Origin of the sequence: Serinicoccus marinus DSM 15273 (assembly GCF_008386315.1) — a bacterium.
GTDB lineage: Bacteria > Actinomycetota > Actinomycetes > Actinomycetales > Dermatophilaceae > Ornithinicoccus > Ornithinicoccus marinus.
Genome location: NZ_CP043808.1, coordinates 2945756 through 2961696 on the forward strand (window position 1 = coordinate 2945756; position 15941 = coordinate 2961696).

At 71.2% G+C, this 15941-nt stretch carries 13 protein-coding genes and 2 pseudogenes; 10 read left to right on the forward strand and 5 right to left on the reverse strand.

Features of this window, described 5'->3' with window-relative positions:
• The first annotated feature begins 154 nt into the window (after positions 1–154).
• From FU792_RS14225 to FU792_RS18605, 6 genes and pseudogenes are all read left to right on the forward strand, one after another.
• On the forward strand, positions 155–1285 hold the full coding sequence (locus FU792_RS14225) for a glycosyltransferase (protein WP_022926070.1): 1131 nt from the start codon (positions 155–157) through the stop codon (positions 1283–1285).
• Between the two features lie 292 nt (positions 1286–1577).
• Entirely contained in the window at positions 1578–2414 is an 837-nt protein-coding gene (locus tag FU792_RS14230; RefSeq protein ID WP_202980383.1) for a glycosyltransferase, read from the forward strand.
• The gene (locus FU792_RS14235; RefSeq protein ID WP_202980384.1) at positions 2399–3259 is read left to right on the forward strand and encodes a glycosyltransferase family 2 protein; all 861 of its coding nucleotides are present in this window, start codon (positions 2399–2401) and stop codon (positions 3257–3259) included. The genes FU792_RS14230 and FU792_RS14235 overlap by 16 nt, the downstream gene beginning before the upstream one ends.
• Positions 3256–4377, forward strand: coding sequence for a glycosyltransferase (locus FU792_RS14240; protein ID WP_052327899.1), 1122 nt, complete (start codon positions 3256–3258; stop codon positions 4375–4377). The genes FU792_RS14235 and FU792_RS14240 overlap by 4 nt, the downstream gene beginning before the upstream one ends.
• A 73-nt stretch (positions 4378–4450) precedes the next feature.
• Positions 4451–5293, forward strand: coding sequence for a WcbI family polysaccharide biosynthesis putative acetyltransferase (locus FU792_RS14245; RefSeq protein WP_420876879.1), 843 nt, complete (start codon positions 4451–4453; stop codon positions 5291–5293).
• Positions 5281–6969 (forward strand): annotated as a pseudogene (locus tag FU792_RS18605) (glycosyltransferase); the annotation flags it as partial. The gene FU792_RS14245 and the pseudogene FU792_RS18605, both read left to right, overlap by 13 nt.
• Before the next feature lie 684 nt (positions 6970–7653).
• Here FU792_RS18605 and FU792_RS16870 read toward each other — a convergent pair.
• The 4 genes from FU792_RS16870 to FU792_RS14260 all read right to left on the reverse strand — a co-directional run bounded on the left by FU792_RS16870 (position 7654) and on the right by FU792_RS14260 (position 9965).
• Positions 7654–8565, reverse strand: a complete 912-nt coding sequence (locus FU792_RS16870; protein ID WP_338101189.1) for an HAD-IIB family hydrolase — start codon at positions 8563–8565, stop codon at positions 7654–7656.
• On the reverse strand, positions 8454–9125 hold the full coding sequence (locus tag FU792_RS18135) for a thiamine ABC transporter substrate-binding protein (RefSeq protein ID WP_338101190.1): 672 nt from the start codon (positions 9123–9125) through the stop codon (positions 8454–8456). Before FU792_RS18135 ends, FU792_RS16870 begins: the two co-directional genes overlap by 112 nt.
• Complete coding sequence (locus FU792_RS18140) at positions 9035–9634, reverse strand: type 2 periplasmic-binding domain-containing protein (RefSeq protein ID WP_238705999.1); 600 nt, start codon at positions 9632–9634, stop codon at positions 9035–9037. Before FU792_RS18140 ends, FU792_RS18135 begins: the two co-directional genes overlap by 91 nt.
• A gap of 76 nt (positions 9635–9710) precedes the next feature.
• Positions 9711–9965 (reverse strand): hypothetical protein, encoded by a 255-nt coding sequence (locus FU792_RS14260; protein WP_022926077.1) that lies wholly within the window; start codon positions 9963–9965, stop codon positions 9711–9713.
• 163 nt (positions 9966–10128) lie between these two features.
• Between FU792_RS14260 and FU792_RS14265 the strand changes: the two genes are divergently transcribed.
• The 4 genes from FU792_RS14265 to FU792_RS14280 all read left to right on the forward strand — a co-directional run bounded on the left by FU792_RS14265 (position 10129) and on the right by FU792_RS14280 (position 15548).
• On the forward strand, positions 10129–10410 hold the full coding sequence (locus FU792_RS14265; RefSeq protein WP_022926078.1) for a DUF4235 domain-containing protein: 282 nt from the start codon (positions 10129–10131) through the stop codon (positions 10408–10410).
• Positions 10411–10691: 281 nt separating this feature from the next.
• Positions 10692–12359 (forward strand): polysaccharide biosynthesis protein, encoded by a 1668-nt coding sequence (locus tag FU792_RS14270; protein WP_022926079.1) that lies wholly within the window; start codon positions 10692–10694, stop codon positions 12357–12359.
• Positions 12360–12439: 80 nt separating this feature from the next.
• Complete coding sequence (locus tag FU792_RS14275) at positions 12440–13354, forward strand: MraY family glycosyltransferase (RefSeq protein WP_161600265.1); 915 nt, start codon at positions 12440–12442, stop codon at positions 13352–13354.
• 118 nt (positions 13355–13472) lie between these two features.
• Positions 13473–15548, forward strand: coding sequence for a glycosyltransferase (locus tag FU792_RS14280; RefSeq protein WP_084485241.1), 2076 nt, complete (start codon positions 13473–13475; stop codon positions 15546–15548).
• A 223-nt stretch (positions 15549–15771) separates the two neighbouring features.
• On the opposite strand, the pseudogene FU792_RS14285 reads toward FU792_RS14280, so the two are convergent.
• Positions 15772–15915: pseudogene (locus tag FU792_RS14285) on the reverse strand (transposase); the annotation flags it as partial.
• Positions 15916–15941: the final 26 nt, after the last annotated feature.

The window sequence follows — 15941 nt, forward strand, 5'->3', positions numbered from 1 at the left end:
GGTGCCCAGGGTCGGGGTCCACCCGGACGGTCCGGCGCGCGGGAGGCGACCGGCGGACCTAAGGTGTCGCTGGTGCGCCGCGCGGGACCCGCCGGGCGCCGTCCGGGTCGACCCCTCGTCTAGCCCGCGCCGTAACCGTTAAGGAGGACCACCGGTGCACGTCGTCGTCGTCGCCCACACGCGCCACCCCATCTCCCAACCCTTCGCGGGCGGGCTGGAGTCGGTGACGTGGCACCTGGCCCGCGGCCTGGTGGCGCGCGGTCACCGGGTGAGCGTCTTCGCCGACCGGCACAGCGATCCCATCCCCGGCGTGGACTACCTGTGGCCGGACCGGCTCGAGCTGTCCGAGGCGGCCCGGCGGGACGTGTCGATGCCGGAGGAGGGCTGGATGGAGCGTCATCACGCCTATCTCCAGCTCATGCTGCACCTGGCGCGGCGCACCGATGTGGACCTGGTCCACACGCACGCACTGCACCACCTTCCGGCGGCGATGGCGCCGAGCCTGGGCGTGCCCACCGTGCTGACGCTGCACACACCGCCCACGCCCTGGCTGGAGTCGGCCATCGCGATCGCCGGCACCGCTCCCCGCCGCGACCGCCTGCACGTCACCGCGGTGAGCCGGTGGACGGCGGCGGCCTGGCGCCACGTCACCCCGGCCCGCGTGGTGCGCAACGGGGTGGACGTGCGGGAGTGGACACCAGGGCCGGGGGGCCCGGGCCTGGTGTGGTCCGGCCGCATCGTCCCGGAGAAGGCGCCGCACCTGGCGGCCCGGATCGCCCGCCGCGCGGGCCTGCCGTTGACCATCGCCGGTCCGGTCAGCGACGAGGACTACGCCCGGGAGATGCTGTGGCCCTGGTGCGGGCGGGACGGCGGGGTGAGCTATGCCGGGCACCTCCCGACGGCCGAGCTGGCCCGCCTCGTCGGCCGCAGCGCGGCCCTGCTCGTGACGCCCGCCTGGGACGAGCCCTTCGGGTTGGTCGCCGCCGAGGCGCTCGCCTGCGGCACCCCCGTGCTGGGCTTCGCCCGGGGCGGGCTGCCCGAGGTGGTCGGACCCGGCGTGGGTCGGCTGGTCCCCCCGGGCGACGACGCGACCCTCGTGGAGCAGGCCGCGGCGCTGGTCCCCGACGTGGTGCGGCTCCCCCGCGCCAGGGCCCGGGCGCACGCGGTCGCCCACCACTCGATGGACCGCATGGTCGAGGACTACCTCGGCGTCTACGACGACGTGCTCGCGGCCGCACCACCCCGCCCCCTGGGTGCGGCGGTCGGCCCGGCGGCCGCGCGGTGATCGGCTACTACCTGCACCACGTCGGGCAGGGCCACCGGCGCCGCGGCACGGCGGTGGCGCGGTCGCTGCGGACCGAGGTGGTCGGGCTGGGCTCGGGTGGGCCGCCCGCGGGCTGGCCCGGTGACTGGGTCGAGCTGGAGCGCGACGACCATCCCCCGGTGGACCCGCGACTCTCGCAGCCGGAGGCCGGGGGTGCCCTGCACTGGGTGCCGCTGCACCATCCGGGGGTGGCTGGGTCTGGCCAGGCGTTCAGGTCGCCCGGTGGCTGGACCGCGCCCGTCCCGACCTCGTCGTGGTCGACGTGTCGGTGGAGATCGCCGTGCTCGTGCGGCTGTGCGGCGTGCCGGTCGTGCTGGGCGGCATGCCCGGGGACCGCGAGGACCAGCCGCACCGCCTCGCGCGATCCCTCGCCGAAGCCGTCCTGGCGCCGTGGCCGCCGGGCGCTCACGGCGACGGCGCTGCGAGCGGGCCGGCGCCCAGGACGTGGGAGGTCGGGGGCATCAGCGCCCTCGCGGTCGCCGGTGGCGCGTCCGGTGAGGGCTCGGCGCGGCCAGGGACCGGGCAGGGCGAGCCGGGTGCGCTCCCCGCCGGGAGCGGGCAGGGTGCCACGGGCGCGGTCGAGCCGGGGCGGGGCCCGCTGGGCGCGGTCGAGCCGAGGCGGGGCGGGGTCCTGGTCGTCTGGGGCTCGGGCGGCGCCGGACCCGGTGAGCACGACGTCGAGGCGGCACGGGCCAGCACGGGTCGGCGCTGGCTGGTCCGGGGCGGTGACCACCCGCCCTCCCCCGACCTCCTCGCGGAGATGCGGGCCGCCGAGGTCGTCGTGTGCCACGCCGGGCAGGGTGCGGTGGCCGATGTCGCGCTGGCGGGGCGCCCCGCCGTCGTCCTCGCCCAACCCCGGCCGCACGGCGAGCAGGAGGCCACGGCGCGCGCGCTGGAGCGCCGCGGCCTGGCCGCGACCGCCTCCGGGTGGCCGGCCGCCGAGGCCTGGCCCGGTCTGCTCGACCGCGCGCTGGCGACCGGTGGCGAGGGCTGGTCGGCCTGGGGGTCGCAGCAGGGCGCCGCCCGCGCGGCGCAATGCCTCGACGAGGCCGCCACCCGGCTGCAGGAGCAGCGGTGCTGGCCGTCCTGACCCTCGCCCACGGCCGTCACGACCATCTGCGTGCCCAGGTGGCCGGGCTGGCGGCCGGGGTGCGCCGACCGGACCTGCACGTGGTGGTCGCGATGGACGACCCTGCCGTGGCGCAGGTCGCCCACCGGGCGTGGCGGGCGGCCGGCAACCCTCCCCCGGTGCTGGTGGAGCCGCTCGCGGCCGACCCGCTCGGCCTGCCCCTCGCCGCGGCGCGCAACGCCGCCGCCCGGGTGGCCACCGCCGCGGGCGCCGACCGGCTCGTCTTCCTCGACGTCGACTGCATACCCGGCCCCACCACGCTGACCACGTATGCCCGCCACCTCCACCCGAGCCCCTCCCGCCCGTCCCCGGCGGTGCTGGGCGCCGACGTGGCCTACCTGCCGCCGCGGCAGCCCGGGTGCGGCGGCTGGGAGCACCAGCTGTACCGGCTCGCCGAGGTCGGCGTGCACCGTCCCGACCGGGTGCGACCGGCACCCGGGGAGACCCGGGCCGAGCCGGACCTCACGAGGTTCTGGTCGCTGAGCTTCGCCCTCACCGCCGCCGACTTCGCCCGCACCGGAGGCTTCTGCCCGCTCTTCGTCGGCTACGGCGGCGAGGACACCGACTTCGCCCAGGTCGTCGGCTCCCTCGGGGGCAGCCTCACCTGGGTGGGGGGCGCGACGGCATACCACCAGCACCACCCCACCCGGACGCCGCCGGTCGACCATGTCGAGGCGGTGGTGCGCAACGCCGGCGTCTTCGCCGACCGGTGGGGGTGGTGGCCGATGCTGGGGTGGCTGGAGCAGCTGCGCGAGCGCGGTCTCGCGGCTCCCGACGGCGACGGGCGTTGGCAGGTGACCCGGTGACCATCCGGGTCCGGCAGATCCCGGCCGGGCACGCCTACGTCGCCGCCCTCCTGCCCGTCCGCCCCGACCCCCGCACCGAGCCCGCCGTGGTGCACCTGCCGGACCCGCCGGTGCCCGGCGCACCCCCCGGCCAGTGGTGGCCGCACCCCGCCCTCGACCCGGCCTGGCTGCGGGAGCACGCCAGCGAGCAGGACCTGGTGCACGTCCACTTCGGGCTGGAGGGCCAGGACACCGCCCGGCTCCGGACCTGGCTGGACATGCTGCGCGAGCAGCGCCTGCCGCTGGTGCACACCGTCCACGACCTGGACCACCCCCAGCTGCGGGACCAGCGGCGGCACCGGGAGCACCTGGAGCTGCTCGTCGAGCACGCCGCCGGGCTGCTCACCCTAACCGAGGGGGCCGCCGAGGCGGTGCAGCGGACCCTGGGGCGACGACCGCTCGTCGTGCCGCACCCGCACGTCGCCCCGCTGCCCCTGGTCGGCCGGCCCCGGCCGGCCCGGTCCGGGCCGCTGACCGTCGGGCTGCACCTGAAGTCGCTGCGCGCCAACCTGGCCCCGCTGCGCTCGCTGCCCGCCCTGGCCGCCGCGGTGCGGGAGGTCGACTCCGTGCTCCCGTCGGGCGCCCGGCTCGAGGTGCGCGCCCACCCCGAGGTGCTGGACCCGGACCGGCCCGGTCACGACCCCCGGGTGGTGGGGCTGCTCACCGAGCTGGGTGGGCCGGCCTGGGGGGTCGTCGACGTCCGGGTCGCCCCGCGGCTGCCGGACGACCAGCTCTGGGACTACCTGCGCGGTCTGGACGTGTCCGTGCTGCCCTATGCCTGGGCCACCCACTCCGGCTGGGTCGAGGCCTGCCGCGACCTGGGGACCTGGGTGCTGGCGCCCGAGGTCGGGCACCTGCGCGAGCAGGGGGGCGTGCTGTCGTGGGGTCCGGCGTCCCGGCCGCCGGACCCGGGCCGGCTGGCCCAGCTGCTGCTGCGCGCCGCGGGGTCCCCGCCGCCCCGCGTGGACCGGGAGGAGCGGGTGAGACAGCGGGAGGCAGGTGCCGCACTGCATACTGCGGTGTATGCGGCGGTGCTCTCGGGCCGCCGGGTCGACGCGGAGACGGAGGGCGTGCTGTGAGCGATGAGGGCCGACGCCGGCACTACGGCGCTTCTACGGGATCGACCCCCTGCCCGACGAGGGACTGCCCCTGCTGGCGGTCCACGGCAACTGCCAGGCGGAGGCGCTGCGCGTGGCGGTGGGCACCTCGGGCCGGGTCAGCGGGGTCCGGCTGCCCCCGGTGCACGAGCTGGTGGAGTCCGACCTGCCGCACCTGTGGCGCCTCCTCGAGCGGCTCGACGTGCTGGTGGCCCAGCCTGTCGGCGCGGACTACCACGGTATGCCGCTGGGCACCGCACAGGTGGCCACGCGGCTGCCGGAGGGGGCCCGGGTGGTCCGGGTCGCCAACTACTTCTCCGAGGCGCTCTACCCCGAGCAGGTGCTGGTCCGGCACGAGGACGATGAGGTGGTCGACCCGCCGGTCGTGCCCTACCACGACGTGCGCAGGCTGGGTCTGGCCGCCGGCTGGAGCGGCCCGGCCACGCTCCCCGCCGAGGCGGTGCGGCAGGTGGCGGCGGACTCCGGCGCCGAGCTCCGCCGGCGCGAGCAGGCGGAGGGCACGCTGCCGGTGAGCGACCTGGTCGCCGAGGCCGGGGCACGGGCCGGGTGGACGGTTGACCACCCCGGCAACGAGGTGCTCCTCGGGCTGGCCCAGCGCGTCGTGGACGACATGGGAGGAGACACACCCCGCGCCCGGGTCTCGGACCCGGGCCGGGTGCTGCTGTCCTCGGTGCGCACCCCGCTGCGCGCCGAGGTGCTGCAGGCCCTGGGGCTGCCGGGTGAGCCACGCGAGCACTGGCTGGTGGACGGCGAGGAGGTCACGGACGAGGAGGTGGCGCAGGCGCACCTGGAGTTCTACGCCCGGCATCCGCGCGTCGTCGAGGTCGGCCTGGACAAGAAGGGTGCCCGCCTCGCGGCGCTGGGATGGCGCCCCTGACCCTGGCCCACCTCGTGCCCGGCCCGGCCGAGCACGGCGTGGTGCGGCACGGGGTGACGCTGCACCCGCACCTGGGCGATGCCGAGCTGCTGCGGCCCGGCACGCTGGAGGACCTGCCCGAGGGTGCGCTGGCCGGCAGGACGGTGCTGGCCCAGGTGACCGACCGGCTGCTGGCGAGGCAGCCCGCCGGGGCTCTCCCCGCGTGGCGCCGTGCCTGCGCCGGCGCGGCACGGGTCACGGTCGTGCTGCACGACCTGCCGCAGGCCAGCGACGGGCGGTGGCGCGCCGACCGGGTGCGGCTCTATGCCGCGCTCGCCGCCGGGACCGACGCGGTCGTCGTGGCCAGCGAGCACGAGCGGCTGCTGTTGCGCGCCGCCGTCCGGCACGCCCGGGGCGGCCTGGTGGCCGACGCCGTGGACCGCCGCACCCACGTGGTCCCGCTGCCGGTCGACCCGCTGCCGGGTGCGGTCACGCCGGACCGCCCTCCAGTCGAGCCGCGGGCAGGCGGGCCGCGCAGCGTGGTGACCCTGGGCTACCTTTATCCGGGCAAGGGCCTGGAGCAGGTGATCGACGCGACGGCGGCCGCGGCGCGGGAGCCGGCGCTCCGGCACGTGCCGGTGGTCGGACGCAACCTGGGGCGGGCATCCCGCGGCCACGAGGACCTTCCCGACCTGCTGGCGGACCGCGCCCGGCGGGCGGGGGTGTCCTGGTCGACGACCGGGTGGGTGGCGGACGAGGCGCTGCCCGGCCTGCTGGCCGCGGCGACGGTGCCGGTGGCCGGGCACCAGCACGTGTCCGCCTCCGGGTCCATCGCCACCTGGCTGGCGGCGGGCAGGCGACCCCTGGTGCTCCGCTCGCGCTACACCAGCGAGCTGGCGCACCGGTTGCCGGGCGCGGTGCAGCTCGTCGAGCCGGGAGGGCTGGCGCGGGCGGTGACCACGGCGCTGCTGGACCCCGACCTCACCTGGCTGGGCGAGGGGGTCACCCTGGGTCCGTCCTCGCCGGAGGCGGCGCGGGCGGTGCGGGAGGTGGCCGACCGTCCCGCGTGCACGGTGGTCGTCCCCTACTACCGCGACCAGCCGATGCTCGATCTCGTCCTGGCCCGGCTGGACGCCCAGCGCGGGGTCCTCGGGGGGCTGGAGGTGGTGGTCGCCGACGACGGCTCCCCCACCGAGCCGGTCCTGCGCCCGGTGCGGCTGCCGGTCACCGTCGTCCGGCAGCCGGACCTCGGCTTCCGCCTGGCCGCCGCACGCAACCTCGGTGCCACCCGGGCTCAGGGCCGGGTGATCGTCTTCCTCGACGGCGACACCGCGCCGGAGGACGACTACGTGGCGACGCTGCAGCGCGCCTGCCTGGAGGGCCCGACCCTCGCGGTGGGGCGTCGGCGGCACGCCCGGCTCGGCGGCGCCGGGACGGACCAGGACTGGCCGCCGTCGGCGTGCCTGACCGAGCCCGGGTGGCTGCGTGAGGGGTATGCCGCGACCCGCGACCTCCGGGATGCCGACGACACCTCGTTCCGCTACGTGATCGGGGCGGTCAGCGCGATCTCCCGGGACGTCTTCGAGGCGGTGGGCGGCTACGACGAGACGCTGACCGGCTACGGCGGGGAGGACTGGGACCTGGCCTGGCGGGCCTGGCTCGCCGGGGCGCGGTTGCGCCACGAGCCGGCTGCCCTGGCCTGGCACGACGGTCCCGACCTGGCGGGGCGACACGAGGGCGACGCCGCGGGGCTCGCGCGGCTGAAGAACGCCGAGACCGCCGCGCTGGCCGAGCGCATACCCCACCCGCTCGTCCGTGGTCGTGGGTGGCACCACACCCAGCCCGACGTCGTCGCCGTCCTGGGACCGGGGTGCGCCTCGTGGTCCCCCGGCCAGCTCGTCGTCGTCGTGGAGCGCTGCTGCGGCTGGGCGACCTCGGGGTCTGGGTGCCGCACCCGGCCCCGGTGCCGCCGACCCCAGGGTGCACCGAGGGGACCCACCCGGACGGGTGCTCGCCCGCTGCCGCGCCGTGGTGGAGGTGACCCGCCCCGAGGCGGTGCTGCGGCTGCCCTGGCCGCCCGGTCCGGCGCACCTCACGCTCGGCGCGCCCCCCGGGGCGGATCTCGACGACGCCGGGACAACCGGGACAGCGGGGTGCGGGTGCGCTCGACCCGGCGCGAGGGTGAGGCCCGTGGGAGGGGGCACCGGCGCCCACCCTCGCCTCCCCGGCCGCTGGGTGGAGCCGGTGCCCGCCGACGTGGTCGTCGAGCACTGGCGGCAGCGGCACCCCTGAGCGTGGCGGGCTCGGGGCGGCCGGTGCCGGGGGCGTGCTCGGGGCGTGCCGGCGCCGGGGGCGTGCTCGGTGAGCAGCGACCCGCACGGTCAGGCGCGGCCGGGCGCCGTCCCAGGCAGCCGTTGCAGGAGCTCGCGCAGCACCTGCACGGTCTCGTGGTGGTCCGCGACGGGCCGGGCCTGGACCCCGAGCCGCAGCACGGGGTAGTCGTTGCCCAGCGGGTCCAGCCGGTCGCCGACGAAGAGCACCTCGCGAGGGTCGGCGCCGACCTCGCGGGCGAAGCGACCGACGCCGTAGGCCTTGTCGACCCCACGCTCGGTGAGGTCGACCGAGGTCGAGCCCCCGACGCGGACCTCGAGGTCGGGCAGCCGCTGCGCCAGGTGACGGGCGAGCAGGGCGCGGCGGGCGCCGTCGGGGTCCCACGCCTGCTTGTCGGCGATGGCGGCCAGCTGCCCCAGCGCCGAGAAGGTCACCTGCGACCCCCTGTCCTCGATGCGTGCCCCTGTCACGCGGTCCTCGGGCTCCCACAACCCGAGCTCGCGCGCCGTCTCCTCCACGACGTGCACGGCCCGACGCCGCCGGGCGGGGTCCAGCTCACGGCTCTCGACCAGGGCCCAGTCCGCCGCCCCGGCGGCGCGACGGTAGTACCTCGTCCCACAGGTCGGCATGAGGTGCAGACCGCCCCAGCCGGTGGCCGGGGTCGGCAGCCGGGCCAGCAGCTGGTCGCGGAACTGCTCGAAGCTGCCGCCGGAGATCACGCAGACCGGCACCACCGCGGTCAGCTCGCTGAGCGCGGTGGCGGTGACCTCGGGGACGGGCGACTTGGAGGGGGCGAGGGTGTCGTCGAGGTCGAAGGCCACGGCCCGTACGGCCGGCGACCCCGAGCCGCTCACCCGGTGGCGATGTCGGCCCACTCCCGCAGCCAGGTCTCTCGCTCGGCTTCGATCTGCCCGGGGGCGACCACGATCGGGTCCTCGGCGACCTGCGCCCACTGGGCCCACAGCTCGGGCAGCTCGACCTCGTCGTCGACGGGGAAGACATACATCGCGTCGGGGATGGCCGCCTGCACCGCCGGGCTGACCAGCCAGTCGACGACCGCCTGCGCACCCTCGGGGTTGTCCGTGCCAGCGAGGACGCCGGCATACTCCACCTGGCGGAAGCAGGTGTCGAGCAGCGCGCGGGTGGTGGGCTCGAAACCGCCGTCGGGGATGGTGAACGGTGGGCTCGAGGCATACGACAGCACGATCGGGCGGTCACCGTCGCCGCCGCCGGCGGTGAAGTCGACCGTGTAGGCGTCGGTCCAGCCGCTCGTGACCTTGGCCCCGTTGGCCATGAGGTCGGTCCAGTAGCCCTGCCACTCCCCCGGGCCGAACTCGCCGACCGTCGCCAGCAGGAAGGCCATGCCCGGGCTGGAGGTGCTCGCGCCCGGGGTGACGAAGAGGTCCTCGTACTGCTCCTCGGTCAGGTCGGTCAGCGTCTCCGGCGGCTCGATGCCCTCGTTCGCGAACCACGCGGTGTCGATGTTGACGCAGACGTCGCCGTAGTCGACGGGGTGAGGTATGCCTCGCCCCCCTCGGTGAGGTCGTGCTCGGTGGCCGACTCCGGCAGCGCGTCGGGCTGGTAGGCCTGCAGCGCCTCGGCGGCGACGACCCGGCTGGCGAAGGTGGTGTCGATGCCGAAGACGACGTCGGCGGTGGGGTTGCCGGCGGTCAGCACGACCTGGTTGGCCATCTGCCCGGCGTCGCCGGCCAGCTGGATCTCCAGGTCGTAGCCGGTGTCGGCCTCGAAGGCCGAGACCAGGTCGTCCGGCAGCGTGAACGAGTCGTGGGCGGTGAGCACCACGGTGCCGGTGTCGGCCGGGGTGGGCGCCGCGGCGGTCTCGTCGCCGGCGTCGGCGGTGTCGTCGCTGCCGGTCGGGCCCTGGTCGGCCGCCTCGGTGCTCCCGGTGGGCTCGTCCTCCCCGCCCCCGCCACCGGTGAGGGTGCAGGAGGCCAGGGTCAGGGTGGTGGCCGCAAGGACCAGGGTGGTGGTGATCCGTCGGGTGCGTGTGCGTGTCGTGGACGTGGTCATGGCGATGCTCCTCATCGACTTCCTTCGCCGGTGCTAGCCGGTGCAGGTTCGAGGGTCTGCGGCGGGTGCCGCACTCTCAGCGCTCGGGCGCTCCCCTGTCGTGGTCGTCGCCGACACTATCACCGTCGTCCCGGTCGTCCCCGTCCCTGCCTTCCCCGCTGTCGCCCTGCTCCCCGACGTCCCCGTGCTCCTCGTCGCGCTGCGGCGGGCCGAGCACCACGTCCATACCGCGCAGCGTGCCCCGGGCACTGCCGAGGAAGACGGCCAGGGCGGCGACGGCGAGCAGGATCCACAGGAGGAGGACGGCCCAGCCCGGCAGCTCGAACGGCATGGCTCGGCGGTCTACCTTTCCGGTGGGGACGCTGGGTCAGGGCGAAAAAGTCCCCCGGCAACCCCGCCAGGGGATGAAAGCGCTCAGACCATAGCAAGAAAGCCGCGAGAGGCGAGTTCACCCCACAGGGTGAGTCCGGTCGTCGTGTGGCAGGATTCGGGTCATGGGTAATCTCGTCGCCAAAGCCATGACCGTCGGCGCCGTCCTGGCGGCCAGCTCCATCGCCCGCAAGGCCACCGACGGCACCTGGAAGTTCGTCACGGGCAACGACTCCCCGACCAACCCGGAGGACCCGGACATCGACTTCAAGGAGGCCGTGGCCTTCGCGGTGCTCTCCGGCGCGCTGGTCGGGCTGGCGCGGATGCTGGCCAACCGGGAGTCGACCAAGGTGATCGCCAAGGCGAGCGGCAAGAGCCCCAAGCAGATCGCCGACGAGACGAACTGACGTCCCACGGCGCGGCTCCGCAATGACGCGGGGCCGTGGTGATATAGGGCACGTTGCATTTCTGACCACTTCTGCCACACAATGACGTGTCCCGTCCCACCGTCAAAGGCCAAGACATGTCTGAATTCCGGTCGGCCGCCCATGCCCGGCGCGAGGTGGCCACCCGCACCTTCTGGGTGATCGTCGACGCTTCGTGCTGGGCCTTTGCCCTGATGATTGCCATCTGGGGCAGACTTGACTTTTCCTTGACTATTTTCACAGGTTCTAGCTTGTGGATCGGAATGGGCCTCGTGGCCAGCATCCACGCGATCGTGGGCCTGCTCACCGGCCCTTACCTGGTGCGCCACATGCGTGGCAGCTTCGACGAGATCACAGCGCTGACGCGCACTGCGCTCATCACGGCTCTGGCGCTCATGGCGATCGCCTGGCTGACGCCGGCCGTCTTCATCCCCCGGTCGAGCGCCCTGCTGGCCCCGGCACTGGCGATCGTCCTCATGCTGGCCGCGCGCGTCTTCGTGCGCACCTATCGCTCCCGGCTGATGAGCCGCAACCCGAACGGCGAGAAGGTCATCGTCTTCGGCGCTGGCCTCGCCGGTCGGCGGTTGGTGCACAACATGCTGCACGACGACCGCTCGGAGTTCACGCCTGTCGCCCTGCTCGACGACGATCGCAGCAAGCGCCGCCTGAAGATCGAGGGCGTCCGGGTGGTGGGGACCTTCGCCAAGCTGGCGACGACTGTGGAGAAGACCAGTGCGACCTACCTCGCGGTGGCAGTCCCACGTGCGACCCCCGAGCTGCTGCGCGACGTCCAGCGGCAGGCGCGCGAGCTGAACCTCAAGGTGCAGGTGCTCCCCCCGATCGAGGACTGGCTGCGCCAGACCGACCCGCAGGCGACGGACCTCCGCGACATCAACCTGGAGGACCTCCTCGGCCGCCGCGCCGTGGAGCTCGACCAGGAGACCATCGCCGACCACCTCACCGGCAAGGTCGTGCTGGTCACCGGCGCCGGTGGGTCCATCGGGTCCGAGCTGTGCCGGCAGATCGCCAAGTTCGCCCCGGCCCGGCTCATCATGCTCGACCGTGACGAGTCCGCCCTGCACGCCGTACAGCTGTCGCTGACCGGGCGTGGGCTGCTCGAGGGCGAGGACCTCATGCTCGCCGACATCAGGGACGCGGACAATCTGCGCACGCAGTTCTCGGTCACCCGCCCCGACGTGGTCTTCCACGCAGCGGCCCTCAAGCACCTGAGCCTGCTGGAGCGCTACCCCAAGGAGGCCTGGCAGACCAACGTGCTGGGCACCCTCAACGTCCTGACCGCCGCCGCCGAGCACGGGGTAGGCACCTTCGTCAACATCTCCACCGACAAGGCTGCCAGCCCCACCTCGGTGCTCGGCACAAGCAAGCGGATGGCCGAGCGACTCACCGCCGAGTTCGCGCTGCGCGAGCCCGGGCGCTACGTCTCCGTGCGCTTCGGGAACGTCCTCGGCTCCCGCGGCTCGGTCATCCCCGCCTTTACCGAGCAGATCCGCCAGGGCGGCCCGGTGACGGTGACCCACAAGGATGTCGAGCGCTACTTCATGCTCATCCCCGAGGCCGCCCAGCTGGTGCTACAGGCCGGTGCCATCGGTTGTGACGGAGACGTGCTCGTCCTCGACATGGGTACCCCCGTCAAAATCGTCGACGTGGCACGTGACCTCATCCGCACGTCGGGCAAGGACATCGAGATCCGCTACACCGGACTACGCCCCGGCGAGAAGCTCAGCGAGGTGATCTTCACCGAGGGCGAGCGTTTCCGGACCACCGAGCACCCGCTCATTACAGCGGTCAACGTCCCGCGGATGGAGCCGGAGCAGGTCCGGTCGCGGCACTTCGGCACCGCCGAGCGGGCTGCCGCCTGGCTCGCGGAACACATCAACGAGGACGCAACCCCTCTCAACACGAGCCGTTGATACAGCTCGCGCTCACGGCAGTGGCCTTGGCCGCAGCCGCGACTCCCCTTGTCCGCCAGGCAGTTCTTCGTTTCGGCGTGATGGACGTGCCGAACACGCGCTCCTCCCACGACACGCCTGTGGCTCGCGGAGGCGGCATCGCCGTCGTAGCAGCGGTCGTCGGAGCGGCGCTCTGCGCATTCCTCACCTCCTGGCCGGCACCGTGGTGGCCGGCCCTGGCCGCGGCCATCGTCCTCGCCGGCGTCGGCCTCTGGGACGACGTCGCCGGATTGGGCAGCCTTCCACGACTCGCCCTCCAGATCAGCGTCGGCGCGGCTCTCGGAATCGCGTTGTCTGCTACAGAAGGGACTCAGCTGCTCTTGTGGGCCACACTGTCGGTCATCCTCGTCCCGCTCAGCGTGAACGTCATCAACTTCATGGACGGGGTCAACGGCATTACCGCTGTGACGATGCTCGTCTGGGGCGCAAGCATGTGGTGGGCTGCCGACCGGTACAACGAGCCGACCGTGGCCGCCCTTGGCGTGATAACTGCTGGCGCCTCGATGGGGTTCTTGCCCTACAACGCGCCACGCGCCACACTCTTCCTTGGCGACGTGGGGAGTTACGGACTCGGGACACTAGTGGGCGCCACCACCCTTCTCGCCTTGTCTCGTGGTCTGACACCCGCCCTCGTGCTCGCACCACTCGTACCCTATTTCAGCGATGTTCTAATCACGCTTCTTCGCAGGCGTATACGAGGGACAGCCTTGCTATCGGCCCACCGTGAGCATGCCTACCAGCTACTTGTCCGTCCCGGAGGGTGGCCACACTTCGCAGTGGCCTTGCTTTGGGGCGCCCTGAGTGTAGTATGCACCTTGGCAGCCATGTCAGAGAAAACCTACTTGAGTATATGCATCTTCACCCTGATCGCCATGACGACCTGGTTAATTAGTGTCCGACTATCTCGACGCCTCTTAAACACCCAGACTCAGATGCCAACCGTGATCGATGGCTGAGGCAATGTTTAAACTGCAGCGAAGCATACGTGCTTCGCTCTGGAAAACACCACAATTGCGAGGCCGCGCCACCACTCAGAAGCGCAATGCTAGAAATCGCTACTAAAGGAGACGCCTCATGAGAGTCGGTATACTTGGCTCCAGCGGATTCATCGGGCGGTCGACGTGCGCCGCCCTTCGACAACGTGGCCACAACGTCGTGGAACTTCCCAGTATCCGCATCCCGCGCATTTCCGAAGAGCACTTGAAGCGCGACGTCGAGGCGATGGACCGAACTTCTCTGATCCAAGCCATGAACGGTTGCGACGCAGTCGTCAACTGCGCGGGCGACCCGGATGCTTCTAGCAGAGACATTCAAACCTTGCTCGCCGCAAATGCAGCTTTACCACTCTTTTCGGGTATAGCGGCGAAAGCAGCCGGATGCAATCGCTTCATTCACATCAGCAGCGCGGTGGTGCAGGGCAGAACGCGGCAACTAAACACCGAGCCGGCAGCTCTCCCCGGCGTCAGCCCTTACGCACATTCCAAGATATTGGGGGAGCAACTGCTTGGGTCCCTCCCAGAGGGGTTCGCCGTGATCTACCGACCTCCAAGTGTCCATGCGGCCGATAGACGTATCACACGCGCACTCAGCGTCATTTCCCGCAAGGGCCTAGGCGTAGTGGCTGGCGCCGGTGAAATGGCTAGCCCTCAAGCCCATATTGCAAACGTCGCCGATGCCATCGTATTCTTAGTAGAATCGGAAGTAAGCCCGCCCCCAATCGTGACGCATCCTTGGGAGGGGCAGACAACTGGAAGTATTCTTCGCGCCCTAGGCAACAAAGAACCTCATCACGTCCCCGTGACGCTGGCGCGCGTAGGCATATCAGTCGCGTACGGGGCATGCAGGCTTCTTCCGACCCAGAAAGCTAACGTCCGCCGAGCAGAGATGATGCTGTTCGGCCAAGAGCAGGCGACAAGTTGGCTCACTGCTAATGGATGGCGCGGCGCAGCTGGCGCTGACGCATGGGAGGAGATCAGCACGAGAACCGCCGGGCCAGAGAAGGTCGTGGTAGTCGCTTCTGTTGCGTCGATGATCGAGAACTTCAACTTGCCTAACCTGCATCAACTGAAGTCGCTAGGTCTTGAGGTACACGTGGCGGCCAATTTCCAGTCCGGGAATACTGTTGACGACACCCGGCTTAAGGATCTTAAGAATGAGTTGGAGTCATGGGGCTTCGTCTGGCATCAGATCGACTTCTCTCGTAGAGCCACTGCGGCCAACTCGCACTTGCGGTCATTTGGTCAACTCCTGGGCCTGGTCAGCAGGTTGAATCCTCTATTTGTCCATGCTCATTCTCCCATTGGCGCTGCTATCGGCAGACTAGTTTGCGCCGTACATCGCATACCTGTCATTTATACCGCCCACGGATTTCACTTCATGAAAAAGGGCCCTAGTTCTGCTTGGATTAGCTACTTTCCTCTCGAATACGCCCTATCGCTTTTCACCGACACCGCTATTTGCATAAACTCAGAGGATGCGGCAAGGGCTAAGCAAATGGGGTACTCGCGTGTGGTGTTGTCGCCTGGAGTCGGGGTGAAGCTTGACGACTTCAAGATAGATCCCGGTTCACGGATAAGTGCGAGACTGCAACTGGGAATCAAACCGCATGAGACCGTGGTGCTGTCCGTTGGTGAGCTCAACAAGAACAAGAATCACCTGACTGCTGTACGAGCTATCGCTAGCCTTCGCAATCCCAATATCCGTTATATGATCTGCGGGCAAGGGGAATTGTACAGTGAATTAATGGATGCCGCCGAGCGCCTCGGGCTTTGTGGTCAGTTGGAACTGACGGGCTACCAGAGAAACATCCGGAGATACTTAGAGGCGGCCGACATTTTCCTCTTCCCTTCACTTCGAGAAGGCCTCCCAGTAGCCCTGATCGAGGCCATGTCTGCTGGCCTGCCCTGTGCCGCCTCAGACATCCGCGGCGTTCGTGATCTGCTCGGCGAGACTGCGGGACTACTCTTCCCTGCAAAAGACTCCGCGTCCATAGCGGGTGCGGTGCAGTGCTTGGTCGAGAATGATGAACTCCGACTCAGCCTAGGGAGGGAGGCGCAGCGAAGGTCACGCCGATATAGTGTTGATGCCGCCATGTCAGTGATTCGACCAGTATATCGGCGGCTGTACGCCTCTCAAAGTCCCAGATCGTGAGCAGTCTGCTGCGGTCCTGTGGTCCACCTATCCCTAGCATTATCTAGGCGAACTCTTCAATATTCGGTGTACTGTATTCATGATACCTGCGCATGCGACGGGAGTATTGTTTGACCGGCGAGTGATCGATTCCACTAGGGCTTGGGCTCCAAGCCGCCCGCGGCAGCTGCGTACCCGTGACATATATGTAAACGTGACTTTTTGTCTTTGGGGGTGGGGGCCATAGGTTCAGGCCGCCGCTGATGAGAAGCATGCGCAGGCGGTAGTCGTTGAAGGTGGTCACGCCTAGGGCGATCCGTCGGTGGAGTTCGATCAGACCGTTGATGGCCTCTGTGCCGCCGTTGTTGGCGCCGGTGTCGAAGTAAGCCGGCTCTTCGTATTTGAGCGGGGCGC

Excerpts from the sequence above, each read along its gene's own strand:
- FU792_RS14280 (WP_084485241.1), top strand. The coding sequence starts at position 13,473 with ATGAGAGTCGGTATACTTGGCTCCAGCGGATTCATCGGGCGGTCGACG.
- FU792_RS14265 (WP_022926078.1), top strand. The coding sequence starts at position 10,129 with ATGGGTAATCTCGTCGCCAAAGCCATGACCGTCGGCGCCGTCCTGGCG.
- FU792_RS18140 (WP_238705999.1), bottom strand. The coding sequence starts at position 9,634 with ATGACCACGTCCACGACACGCACACGCACCCGACGGATCACCACCACC.
- FU792_RS14275 (WP_161600265.1), top strand. The coding sequence starts at position 12,440 with ATGGACGTGCCGAACACGCGCTCCTCCCACGACACGCCTGTGGCTCGC.
- FU792_RS14260 (WP_022926077.1), bottom strand. The coding sequence starts at position 9,965 with ATGCCGTTCGAGCTGCCGGGCTGGGCCGTCCTCCTCCTGTGGATCCTG.
- FU792_RS14270 (WP_022926079.1), top strand. The coding sequence starts at position 10,692 with ATGGGCCTCGTGGCCAGCATCCACGCGATCGTGGGCCTGCTCACCGGC.